The sequence below is a fragment of the Pantoea sp. IMH genome (genome assembly GCF_000599885.1).
Classification (GTDB): Bacteria; Pseudomonadota; Gammaproteobacteria; order Enterobacterales; family Enterobacteriaceae; genus Erwinia.
Genome location: NZ_JFGT01000005.1, coordinates 865,581 through 877,657, shown reverse-complemented (window position 1 = coordinate 877,657; position 12,077 = coordinate 865,581). Strand labels below are relative to the sequence as shown.

12 protein-coding genes are annotated in these 12,077 nt (G+C 51.0%); 2 read left to right on the top strand and 10 right to left on the bottom strand.

What is annotated here, in order from left to right; all coding sequences use genetic code 11:
- Window positions 1-19 precede the first annotated feature (19 nt).
- Window positions 20-1,273, bottom strand: a complete 1,254-nt coding sequence (lysA, locus tag EA20_RS0112405) for a diaminopimelate decarboxylase (protein ID WP_024967135.1) — start codon at window positions 1,271-1,273, stop codon at window positions 20-22.
- Between the two features lie 118 nt (window positions 1,274-1,391).
- On the opposite strand from lysA, the gene EA20_RS0112400 reads away from it, so the two are divergent.
- Window positions 1,392-2,306 (top strand): LysR family transcriptional regulator, encoded by a 915-nt coding sequence (locus tag EA20_RS0112400; RefSeq protein ID WP_024967134.1) that lies wholly within the window; start codon window positions 1,392-1,394, stop codon window positions 2,304-2,306.
- Window positions 2,307-2,313: 7 nt separating this feature from the next.
- Here EA20_RS0112400 and EA20_RS0112395 read toward each other — a convergent pair whose 3' ends face one another.
- On the bottom strand, window positions 2,314-3,480 hold the full coding sequence (locus EA20_RS0112395; protein WP_024967133.1) for an MFS transporter: 1,167 nt from the start codon (window positions 3,478-3,480) through the stop codon (window positions 2,314-2,316).
- Between the two features lie 536 nt (window positions 3,481-4,016).
- Between EA20_RS0112395 and EA20_RS0112385 the strand changes: the two genes are divergently transcribed.
- On the top strand, window positions 4,017-4,643 hold the full coding sequence (locus EA20_RS0112385; RefSeq protein WP_024967131.1) for a trypsin-like peptidase domain-containing protein: 627 nt from the start codon (window positions 4,017-4,019) through the stop codon (window positions 4,641-4,643).
- A 144-nt stretch (window positions 4,644-4,787) separates the two neighbouring features.
- Here EA20_RS0112385 and EA20_RS20580 read toward each other — a convergent pair whose 3' ends face one another.
- The 8 genes from EA20_RS20580 to EA20_RS0112340 form a co-directional block, all read right to left on the bottom strand.
- Complete coding sequence (locus EA20_RS20580; protein WP_161635082.1) at window positions 4,788-5,744, bottom strand: fimbrial protein; 957 nt, start codon at window positions 5,742-5,744, stop codon at window positions 4,788-4,790.
- A gap of 106 nt (window positions 5,745-5,850) precedes the next feature.
- Window positions 5,851-6,336: a fimbrial protein gene (locus EA20_RS0112370; protein ID WP_051516373.1), complete on the bottom strand. Its 486-nt coding sequence runs from the start codon at window positions 6,334-6,336 to the stop codon at window positions 5,851-5,853.
- A 74-nt stretch (window positions 6,337-6,410) separates the two neighbouring features.
- Window positions 6,411-6,923 (bottom strand): fimbrial protein, encoded by a 513-nt coding sequence (locus tag EA20_RS0112365; RefSeq protein ID WP_024967127.1) that lies wholly within the window; start codon window positions 6,921-6,923, stop codon window positions 6,411-6,413.
- Window positions 6,924-6,935: 12 nt separating this feature from the next.
- Window positions 6,936-7,463 carry a fimbrial protein gene (locus EA20_RS0112360; RefSeq protein ID WP_024967126.1) on the bottom strand — a complete coding sequence of 176 codons (528 nt, stop codon included), beginning with the start codon at window positions 7,461-7,463 and terminating at the stop codon, window positions 6,936-6,938.
- Between the two features lie 16 nt (window positions 7,464-7,479).
- The gene (locus tag EA20_RS0112355; RefSeq protein ID WP_024967125.1) at window positions 7,480-8,118 is read right to left on the bottom strand and encodes a fimbrial protein; all 639 of its coding nucleotides are present in this window, start codon (window positions 8,116-8,118) and stop codon (window positions 7,480-7,482) included.
- Window positions 8,119-8,170: 52 nt separating this feature from the next.
- Complete coding sequence (locus tag EA20_RS0112350) at window positions 8,171-8,920, bottom strand: fimbria/pilus periplasmic chaperone (protein ID WP_024967124.1); 750 nt, start codon at window positions 8,918-8,920, stop codon at window positions 8,171-8,173.
- Between the two features lie 27 nt (window positions 8,921-8,947).
- Entirely contained in the window at window positions 8,948-11,491 is a 2,544-nt protein-coding gene (locus EA20_RS0112345) for an outer membrane usher protein (RefSeq protein WP_051516355.1), read from the bottom strand.
- Window positions 11,491-12,036, bottom strand: coding sequence for a fimbrial protein (locus tag EA20_RS0112340; RefSeq protein ID WP_024967122.1), 546 nt, complete (start codon window positions 12,034-12,036; stop codon window positions 11,491-11,493). The genes EA20_RS0112345 and EA20_RS0112340 overlap by 1 nt, the downstream gene beginning before the upstream one ends.
- Between the last annotated feature and the right edge of the window lie 41 nt (window positions 12,037-12,077).

The following is a 12,077-nucleotide window of genomic DNA, read 5'->3' as shown; positions in this document are numbered from 1 at the left end:
TGCGGACAATCGCGGCGGATCAGATTTCCAGCGCCAGCAACTCCTGAATGGTTTGCGGACGGCGGATCTGTCGCGGTTCTCCATGCTCAAACAGCACTTCCGGCAGCAGCGGACGGCTGTTGTAGTTCGAGGACATAGAAGCGCCGTAGGCACCGGTATCATGGAAAACCAGATAGTCGCCCGGCTGCACGTCGGGCAGCGACCGGGTTTCCACCTTGCCACCTTCTTGCTGGGTAAACACGTCTCCTGATTCACAGAGTGGACCGGCCACCACGCTTTCCACCGTCTGGGTCTCATCCAGCGCCCTGCCGTCACCCGCCATCGCTGAAATATGGTGATAGCTGCCGTACATGGAAGGCCGCATCAGATCGTTGAAGCCCGCATCCACCAGCACAAAGTGGCGGCTGCCCATCTGCTTCACCGCCCGCACCTGTGACACCAGTACGCCTGACTCCGCGACCAGGAAACGTCCCGGCTCAATCTCCAGCTTGACCGGATGACCCAGATGTTGGGCTATCCGCTGGCGGGCCGCGTCCCACAGGCCAAAGTAATGCCCGGTATCGATCGCCTCTTCTTCAAAACGGTAAGGAATGGAAAGCCCGCCGCCCGCTGAAATCGCCTCAAGATCCTGACCGAAACCGATAACCTGATTCACCATAGCGTCACAGACCTGCTCAAGGTGACCATAGTCCACGCCAGAGCCAATATGCATATGAATGCCGACCAGCTTCAGGCCGTACAGCTGAATGGCTGCCAGTGCCAGCGACAGATCGCCATGCCAGATGCCGTGTTTGCTGTTTTCACCGCCGGTATTGGTTTTCTGGCTGTGACCGTGACCGAAGCCCGGGTTGACACGCAGCCAGACCGGGTGGCCCGGTGAAACGGCGCCAAGCTGATGCAGCATATCCACCGATCCGGCATTCACCGGGATTTTCAGCGCGCTCAGGCGCTGTAGCGTGGGCGCATCGATCACGTCAGCGGTAAACACAATCTCGTCGCCGCCAGGCTGATAACCCGCCACCAGCGCACGCTCTATCTCACCCAGCGACACGGAATCGACTTTAACGCCCGCCTCGCGCATCAACCGTAAAATGTGAATATTGGAACAGGCCTTCTGCGCGAAACGCACCACGTCGAACTGCATTAACTGGCTGATACGTTCACGAATAATGTTCGCGTCATAGACCCAGACGGGGCCGCCGTACTGAACGGCCAGCGGAAGCAGCTTTTCGTGGGTCAAGGCTATGTCGGTATTGCTGAGCAGGCGTGGCATCGGTTCTCCTTAAAACAATGTCACTATTACGCCACAGCCGGGATGCGATCAAAAATATCTTTTTTATCGAACTCTATTCATCCATGATATGGCTTCAGGCATGGTAGTCAGGAACATCATGAACGGGATTACGCTGCGACATATTGAGATTTTTCATGCGGTAGTGACGACTGGCAATCTGACGGAGGCGGCAGCGATGCTGCATACCTCGCAGCCAACGGTCAGCCGCGAGCTGGCACGCTTTGAAAAGCTGACCGGACTGGCGTTGTTCGACCGCGTGCGGGGCCGCCTTCAGCCTACGGTTCAGGGGTTGCGGCTGTTCGAAGAGGTTCAGCGCTCATGGTACGGGCTGGATCGCATTATCGCGGCGGCCGACGGGCTGCGTCAGTTTCGCCAGGGCGAGCTGTCCATCGCCTGTCTGCCCGCCTTTTCTCAGTCGCTGCTGCCGCCAATCTGCCAGCCATTTCTGCAGCGCTATCCTGACGTGAGCCTGAATATCATTCCGCAGGAGTCGCCGCTGCTTGAGGAGTGGCTGTCGGCGCAGCGTTACGACCTCGGCTTGACGGAAACGAATCAGACGCCCGCCGGCACCACGCGCACCGGACTCTTTACCGGCAATGAAGTCTGTGTGCTGCCAGAAGGACATGTGCTGGCGAAAAAACGCTGCCTGACGCCGCAGGATTTTGCCGGATATAACTATATCAGCCTCTCCAGAAGCGATAGCTATCGCCAGCTGCTGGATCATCTGTTCAGTGAAAATGGCGTTGAGCGCAGAATGGTGATGGAGACGCACAGCGCCGCGTCGGTATGCGCTATGGTGCGGGCTGGCGTCGGGATTTCGATCGTCAACCCGTTAACAGCGCTCGACTATGCCAGCAGCGGCGTGGTTATCCGGCGGTTCAGCGTGGATGTACCTTTCACCGTTAACCTGATCCGCCCCCGACATCGTCCTTCCTCGGCGCTGGTTGAGGCTTTCAGTCTGCATCTTCAGCAGCAGATCGGCCTGTTCAACCAGCGCCTGGCGCAGCTCTAACCAGGCCTTAACCGGCCGTGACGGTCCGCGATTGTCCGCGCTGTCCCCGGAAGGTAATCAGACAGATCAGCAGCCCCACAGCGGCCAGCAGCGCGGCGGCAACCGGCACCGCCGTCAGGCCATAGCCGCCGCCAATCACGGCGCCGCCAGCCCAGGCACCAAAGGCGTTGCCGACGTTAAAGGCGGAGATATTCAGCGTTGAGACGAGATTTGGTGCGTCCTTACCGTGGCGCACCACGTTAATTTGCAGTCCCGGCACGGTGGCAAAGGTGGCCATCGCCCAGAGGAAAAGCGTGATCTCAGCCAGCCAGATAGCCTGACTGGTCCAGCTGAACGCCAGCGAAAACAGGGCAATCAGCGAGAAACTCAGGATCAGGCTGAACGACACCTTCCAGTCTGCCAGTTTGCCGCCCAGAATATTGCCAACGGTCAGGCCGGCACCAATCAGGAACAGCGTCCAGCTCACCCCTTTATTACTGATGCCGGTCACCTCAAGCAGCAGCGGCGCAATGTAGCTGAACAGTGCAAACATCGCGGCGGCAAAAAAGACCGTCATCAGCAGCGACAGCCAGAGCCTGCCGTTGGCCAGCGCGCCAATCTCACTGGCAAGATGCACCGGTTTCTCTTCACGGTTGTTCGGCAGGCTGGCGATCAGCGCCACAAAGGCCAGCACGCCAATAGCCGCCACGCCCCAGAAGGTGGCGCGCCAGCCAAAGAGCTGACCGAACCAGGTACCCAGCGGTACGCCGAGCACGTTAGCCAGCGTCAGTCCCACAAACATCAGCGCCACCGCGGAAGCCTGCTTGCCCGGCGCCACCAGGCTTGACGCCACCACGGCGCCGATGCCAAAGAATGCACCATGGCAAAGCGCGGTAACAATACGCGCCAGCATCAGCAGGTCATAACTGGCCGCCTCAGCGCAAAGCACGTTACCCACAATGAAAATGGACATCAGCAGGATCAGCGTCCGCTTGCGCGGCAACTTCGCTGTCAGTAGCGCCATAATCGGCGCGCCAATCGCCACGCCAAGGGCATAGCCGCTGATCAGCCAGCCTGCGGAGGGGATCGACACCTGTAAATCGGCGGCGACTTCCGGCAGCAGTCCCATAATCACAAACTCCGTTGTGCCGATAGCAAAGGCACTCAGCGCCAGCGCCAGCAGAGAAACAGGCATAACACACTCTCCAGTAATGGCTCCTTCACAGGAGCAGCAGTTCAGTAAGGGTAAAATGAAAATCGCCGATCGGCTTGAAATATTGATCTACGTCACAGTTCCAATTAAAGCACAGGCTGGCGCCGCCGGACAGCAGGCCCGCGCAAGAGACTTTTGCGCAGAGCACAATAATGTCGATAAAAGAGGAGTTACGCCTTTTCACTGCTGAAAACTTCACCTTTTGCCTGTCTTAAACAGACTTTTCTCTGCACTTTGCCTGCCGGTGTCATTTCCCGATCCTTGCTGTGTTTTTAACTTGCCAGGCTCGGGGGTGATAAAAAGCGTGGCGTGTATCTGCGACGGTCTACCTTTGATCAAGGCATTCAGGAATAAAGTTTCGCAAAATTAAGCCGATAGAACGGGCTGAGATGCTAAAAATGGACAGTACAGAAAACCCGCATGCCTGCAGCCGATCAGTGTCGGCTAAAATGCTAAGGTAAGTAAATGCGGCGAACGCAGCAGTGGGAAGAGATCTGATTCTTTGCCGGAGAGAGAGAATGCGACACGCTGTTTGCCTGCTGGCGCTGCTGCTTTGCGGCTGTTCGGTGGGGAAGTATGAGTACAGCCGCGAGGCAGAGAAACGGGTGGATATGACCGTGACCGGCATTCCCACCATTCTGGGCCTCGGCACGCTCGGCACCACTATTCCGCTGACGCCCGAATACAGTCTGACCGCCGCGCATGTGGCGAAATACTCGCTCTATCGGGTGAAGTCCTACCATCCTGAATGCGATCTTGCGGTGGTTTACCATAAAAACAGCGGCATCACGCCGCCCCGCTTTCGCAATGGTCACATTGGCGACGCTATCACGCTCTACGGCTACAGCTTTATTTCTGCGCTGCCGGTGTCGTCAGCCGGCACCAGCCTGGTGAACACGGGACTTAAAAATAGCTGGAACAAGCTGAGTTGCGTGGTGGTCGCGACAGATGCTGGCGTGGTCAAAGGCATGTCTGGCGGTGCGGTATATAACGCTGCCGATGATACGCTGGCTGGGGTTATCGTCGGCTACAGCGATCGTATTAACGATAATGCGAGCGGTAAGCTGCTCTATAAAAACGTCGGTCTTTATATTCCCTATGCGCGTTTTGAGAGCTGGTTAAAGGAAGAGATTAAAACCCAGTAAGGTCGCAAAAACCTTCTCGCTGATAGCGGGTCCCGCGCCTGCCATGGCGCGGGACATTTTCCTGCCAACCCTGCTTCCTCCCAGGAGTTTGGCGGCAGTCTGACATGATGCCAGAGTGTTATGCCCTTTTCAGAACCGCCACTCTTATTGTTCCGTCACAATCAACGTTGCAGAGGCGGTAAAATCACCGGTGGCGATATCGCTGCTGGCCACCGTCGGATTTTTAAGCAAGCTAAACGATAGTGTTGCCGTTCCAGAACCTAACACACTCATATCGAACCCTGTACCGTTACTCAGTAGGGTGCCGTCTTTGCTGATGCTCACCCCTAGCGCCCTGTTGCTGGTCGCGATTTGTGAGTTGGACCAGGAGGTCGGCGTCATATTCAGCTTCAGCGAAAAGTTATGCGTACTGGTACCGGTGCAGCTCAGCGAAAGGTTTTTAGTCACGTCCTTTTTGGTAGGCGTGGAAGTGCCGATCGTAGAACGCTCAATCTGGCCAAAAGCGATATCGATACTGGGTGTTGAAACGCTACAGGTATCTGCCGGAGCCCGGTTAACAGGCACGGTACACATAACAGTTCCCATCGGATAAGTATAATTTATACCCCATATATACCAGCTAGTTGTTGAATTAACCAGGGTGAGGCTTAGACAAAGATTGCTCCGCTCCCAGTATTCTCCACGATCCGCACTAGTGGTTTTAACAAACATACCATTAAGATTATTATTTCCTGAAAGAAACCGCTTACCGAAAGCCCCCCAATCTGGGGTATTCCCACTATAGAGAGTGCCGAGTGATTGCGAATAAACAGGCCCAGGCATTTTGGTACAACTAGTATCAGAAGTACATTGAGCCAAATATATTTGAAATGCACCACCATTAACAACTGCAGAGAGAGGCAAACCTATTGGCACCCCATCATGAGCATTGGATATTTTAGTTAAAGTAAAGTTTATATTTGATCCGCACTTACCATTATCACCATAGCAAGTTACGGTAAAATCATAGGCACTACAGTCAACTGACCCCACTAAGATAACAAAACCCGCTAAAACGCTCTTCGTCAGGATCAAGCTGGCGAACTTCATTAATGTCTTCATTATTTTCTCCCGCATAGCTCAGCTGAGCCATACGCTCATTACTGCCCTGTAATTCAATCAGTCGGCGTCACAGCCGAAAAGAGACTCGCAGAACTATCAGTCGGGCTTATTCATAGGTAAGGGTAAAATTCGCCGTTGCATTAAACGCACCCCGGACTATTGAACGGTTCTGAATAGCCGTCGGCTTACCCTGAACATAACCGTTAAAAACGAGATCCGTTGTCCCGGCAGTCAGCGCCATCATTGGGGTGGCCTGATTGAAGGGTAACGCTGTGCCATCCGTAGTTTCCAGTCCGATAGCGATGCCGCTGGCCGCGCCCGTTACCGCCAGCATATCGGTTAATTCATTGTCCGCCGTGCCGCTGAAGGTAAGAGAAACTGTATTGCCTAACGTTAAATTACATTCCAGTAAGCGCACCGTAAAAGGCTGACTGTGTACGCGTTTATTGATGTAAAGGTACTTATCAATAATGGTGCCAAAATCGAGTTCGATATTTTCAGTTTCTGGATCAAGTACGCAGGGATCGGCCACCAGATTGCCGGAAAACTGCAGATTATCCGTAACAGCCATCGCGTGATTTTGTATCAGCATGCTCAAAGCGCCAGCAAAAAGCAGACTGATGTTAGCGAAACGGCGGGTAAAAATTTTTACTGTGTCCTGAACCATTATTCATACTCCGCCATTAAGGTTGCTGTCGCATTGAAAGCCCCTTCAGTAAGTGGTACGCCAGAAGATACAGGCACCGCCTCCAGCCTGGGGGGATTGTTATAATCAATAACAAAAGCCTTGTTTATTGTGACCGGGGAACCATTCTGTAAAATTTCAATGCCGAGACCTGGCACATTGGTATTAATCGCACCAGTGTTATATGACGACTGCACACCTCTTAACGTCATATTCAAATTTGCCGTTGCATCAGGATCTTTACACTCAAGCAGATAATCAATTGATTGTTTATAATTATCTCCGTTAACTTTATTCACGCCTACGTTACCAAAGTCAATTACTATGGCCTTGTCATTATTTATCACGCAGGGCATACGTCTGAGCGTACCGTGAATTTTCACGTTAAGCGTATCGCCAGTCTGATCTGCACTGGCTCCGAAATTAACTATTAATAGCAGTAATAGAGCGCCTGGTATATTTATACCACGAAGGTATTTACGCCTGATATCCATCCTCATCATTCCTTATAAATAGGCCACTTCTAGGGTTGCGGATGCATTAAACTCTTGCCCATTCCTCAGAAAGGCGCCGGCTTCTTTGATTAACACAACATTCAATGAAGGCGGCGAATCTACATCAATATCAAACCAGGCATTAGCACTAACGTTACTGCTATCTTTGAGGAATTTTATTCCCAGACCAGTCACATCGGTAGCGATTAATGTTTCGTCAAATGAAGAGGCCGTGCCCACCCATCGCATGCGGATATTCTTTCCATCAGCATCACCTTCACAGTTTAAGAAATAAGGAACTGGAAGTTTATAGAAATTACCGGTAATCTTATTAATATACACATTACCAAATTCAAGATTTATTGTTTCATCGTTGAACTGGCATGACGCACTGGCGGTAACAGTCCCGCTAATATTTATCGCTACCGGATCCAGCGCATAACCAGGTGCAGCGGCTATTAACGCAAACACGGCCACACACCCGTTTAAAAATAAGCGTACACAGCGGCACTTCAGCAGCGGCTTTATAATCTGTCGCATGAGCATATCCCAGACCTTAGTCATAATTCAGGCGAAAGCTAACGGTCGTTTTAAAAGCACCGGCAACCAGTGGCGCAGACGTCCGCTCAGGTACCACATACCAGGTAAGTACGTCATGATAGGGTGCCACCAATAGCGGTTCACTTTGGTTACCCAGGCGTACATCCCGCATACGGCTGTCGAGAAGCCGCAGGCCGAGTCCTTCAGCGCCATCCACTTTGACCAGTTCGGGCGTTTCATCATCAGCAGGCGCCACAAAAGAGACGGATGCAACCGGCTGTTTGCTATCCCAAACGGCGCTGTTAGTCAACGCATCGCGCTGAAGGCCGCCATCCGTCAGGCAATCAGTGAGAATCAACTGAAAAGGTATCGCCGTCCCCTGCTGACCAACTGAAGTCAGGTCGCCGGTAACAATGGAACCCAGTTCAATTTGTTGCCAGGCGCTTTGCATTTCTAAGCGGCACGCTCCCTGCGTCAATGTTCCGCTAATATGAAGCACCCCTGTTTCACCCTCGACCTGACTAAAATCCTTTGCCTGCGCAGCAGGTAATGCAGAGATAATACATGCTAAAAGCAGACCGGCTGTACGCCTTACACTTACGTGACGACTCATCTGACCTGGACGCTTTCCCGGAGAAGAAGCTTCGCTATCCATATGCCCTCCCTAATGGCTTATATTTACTCACTGTAAACCGTTTCTTTTAGCGCTAGCCTTCTTTATATTCCGCAACGCTGCAATTGGTACCTGCACAATGGAAGGTTAATTTTGGACGCCCGCCATAGTCATTGATAAAGGTGATTTTAGGCGCGTTACCAATTCTATCAGCGCTGGCCGACAGAACCTCGCTGCTACGTGGTGCAATCATTACTGGTTTTATTTCAGAAACATCTTTACCCGCAGATTCAACGGTAACAATGGTGAAATAATAAGGTGATTTATTGTTAACGCGGTACTTCCCCCCCTCACGCGTGAGTGTAATGTCTTCTTTCCAGGTGTTAATCATCTCCGCCGCATTTTTCACCAACGCATGAGGTCGGTAGAACATTTTAACTCTGGTTTGCAAAGCAATTTGTAATGTATTCGCCTTATTACTCTTCGGCGGGATTTCACGCAGATTAAAGTAGTAAAGCGTTTCCTTATCCTGAGCATTCAAATTAATCGCTGGCAAAGCCTGGATCTTGACCTGACTTTTGGCCGAAGGCTCCATTCGCTGCAAAGGGGGTAATACGATGAGCGGCGACTCAATTTTTTTACCGCTGGCATCCTCAATCCATCCCTGAGCAAGATAAGGTAGCTCTTTGTTTTTATTGCTTATATTTAAGCTTAGTGAGTTATTACCACCATCAAAAATAACGCGCGTACGGTCTAATGCGATAGCAGCAAATGCTGCCTGCGGCAGGAAGAGGCTGCCAAACAGCAGCCCTGCCAGTAAACCGGACAAATTTTTCATCTTCATTATAATTCTCTCTTAATAATCGTGTTATTAATTAACGTTAGCCTTTACGCAAGGAAGTAATAGTGCGCTTGTTAATGGTGGTAAAATCTCCGGTAGATTCACGCGACATTGCTCTTTATCGCCCCATGTCACGTTCATGACTTCGCCGGCATTAATCCCCGTTAACCATACGCTACCATCATCATTAACTATACCCGTCTGATAGTCGTTTTTATTTTTTATTGTGGCGCCAAAAGGCGGTGTTGAACCATCAGCTAGTTTAATTACCGCCATCGCTTTTTTGCCCGCAACGATTCCCATCTTACGATAACCAATAGCGCCTTCAGTCAGGGAACTCTGTACAACAGAGCGCGGAGCATCAACATCATTTCCGAGTTTATCCAGGTCGACACGCACGCTGCTGCGATAATAACTATTAAGATCGCTGATAACGGCTTTACCAAACATGTTACTGTTGCTGACGCCACCATTTCCGACCAGAGGTACGCCACCCACACCACCGGTATCCACCATCATGCGTGTTCCGCCCAGCGTGCTAATACGGTGTAAAGCCATGCCTTTACCTGTAGCCGTCATTCCGCCCTGTAATGACATACCAATGGAGCTATATTGGTTACTGTCATAGCCAGCATTGGCTGTTACGCTGGTTAAATCGCCATCATGCGTATAATAACCGCTAACGTTGCCATTACCATTCGACCCTACGCCCGCACTGAGCTGATAGTTACTGTTTTTATCAATGCGATTATATAAGCTTACTGAATGTGACGAGCTACTATTATAATACTGGCTGTCATAGCTAATCGAACCACTATTCCCCCATGGCACGCTCAGCGTTATATAAGCGCCATCATCATTTGTATCATTATAGACTGAACGATACGCCGTCAGATTGAGGCTAACATTCTTAAGCCGCATAAAGTCAAAGTACTTTGCAACCGAAAGCGTATAGTTATCATTCTCTGGCTGGTCCCAGTAAGTCTGATGGCTATAATTCAGATAGCCGCTTAATCCTAAATCTTCGAACTGTTTGTTAAAGGTAATCGTATAAAGCTCTTTGCCCTGCCCGGTATGATTTCCCATATACCGTAACTCAAGGTACTGGGACATGCTCAGATAGTTACGTTCCGAAAAACGGTAGCCGGCAAACGTAACCTGACTGCTGATTTCTTCAAACCGCTTTGAATAGCTCAGGCGATAAGACTCACCGGTCTGGCTCCCCTGCACAGGCAGATGCGCCCGGGACTGAGTAACGTCAACTGAGAGTGCGCCCAGCGCCAAAAGATCCCGACCGACACCGGCAGAAAGCGCGTTATAGTCGCCCCCCGCGATCGCCCCACCATACAGTGACCAGCCGTTATTTATCCCCCAGGAAAACTCGCTGCTGGCAAAACCTGGACCGCGACTGTTGCGTAAATAGTCGGTTGGCTTACCTAATGCTAATTTATAACGCACCAACCCAGGCCTTGTCAGATAAGGAATATTAGCCGTATTCACCTGAAAAGTGCGTACGCTACCATCCTGCTCTTTGATCTGAACATCCAGCGTCCCCGATACAGCAGAACTTAGCTCCTGTATTCGAAAGGGACCGGCTGGTACCTGCGTTTCATAAATGACTCGTCCCTGTTGAGAAACAGTCACTTTAGCGTCTGTTTTCGCTACGCCACTCACTTCCGGCGCATAACCCCGGAGATTTGGCGGCAACATACTGTCATCCGAGACCAGGCTCGCGCCGGTAAAACGAAAACTATCGAAAATATCAGAGTAGAGATAGTTCTCACCCAGGGTCAGTTTCGCACGCAGGGCACCGATAGCGCGATACATATAGTACCGGCTCATACGCAGCCGGTGCTGCGAAGGCTGCTGTAAGCCCGTCACGTGATTATAGTTACCCTGCCAGTCACCACGAAGGCGCCATGGCCCGACATTCATTCCGACGACACCGTTACCGCTAACGTCCTGCTCGCTTCTACCATCATCCGAACGACGGCTATTACGCGCATTAATATTGTAATCCAGCACCACACCCGGAATCCCTTCATCCCAACGTGACGGCGGATCCCAGTTATCAGAGATATATTCGATATAGGCCTGAGGAATAGATATATCCAGTGCGTTATCGGTCAGATTTCCTGTTGCCTTAGCGCCAGGGAGAGAAGCAAGATTTAAACAGGCACCGTTATTTAACCAGGTTAACTGGCCCTTCATCCCTTCTTTCAAACCGATCTGTTCTGCAATTTCAGGCGTAATACAAGGTTCGCTGCCTTGAGGATCGTCTGCAGGCACCTGGAAAACCACATCCAGCTCGCCGAATTCATGATGATTTACGCGCAGCATCATATGGTATTTTCCTGGCATGATATAACCAGCGCGCGCAAAATGGCTTAAGTCTATATTTTCACGATCCTTCACGTCTAATACATCTGTATTAAACTGAATTTCCTGACCGTTAACATTTCCTGCCGCTTCAGCATAAAAATTACCCGTTAAGGCAAATAATATACTGATAACTAATGGCCGTAACTTGCACCTGAAGGCAGGCACCCCTGAAGCTGTCTGTTTTCCATTCATCAGTAATAATCCATTTTGAAACGAATGGTACTCTGGTAATCCCCAGCCCGCATCCTTTGCTGATTCGCCATTAATCGTAAATTATAATTCAGGCTCATGCTGTCTGGCGTAATGGCATATTGAGGCATTGCTTTGCCTGGCACCGCAATGTTGCCTGCGCTGTCCGTTAGCTGAATGCCAAAGCCACTGGCCTCTCCCGTTACGCTAAACAGATTCTCCTGGGCACTTGCACCGTCGAACGTGATTGAAAACTTCGACCAATCGGCACTTCTTTTCAGAGAAGATTCCGGGGAGCAGCCAAGGAGTTTGATGGTGAATGGTTTCGCTGGACCCATTCCCTCACTACTTAAAGTACTTAATGGAATGGTCGATAGATCGATACTTTGATCGCGACTTTCAGCCGCAATAGCACAAGGGGTTTCTATTATTGAGCCTTGTACACGGACTTTACCATGTCCTTGTCCGGCAGCACTGGCGAACGCAACCTGGCTCAGCACAGCCAGGGGAATTATAGAGATAATAACTATTCTCATATTAATCGACACCCGGTGCTTTCTGTTTTTTAAAACTCGCTGGCTTTTTAGAA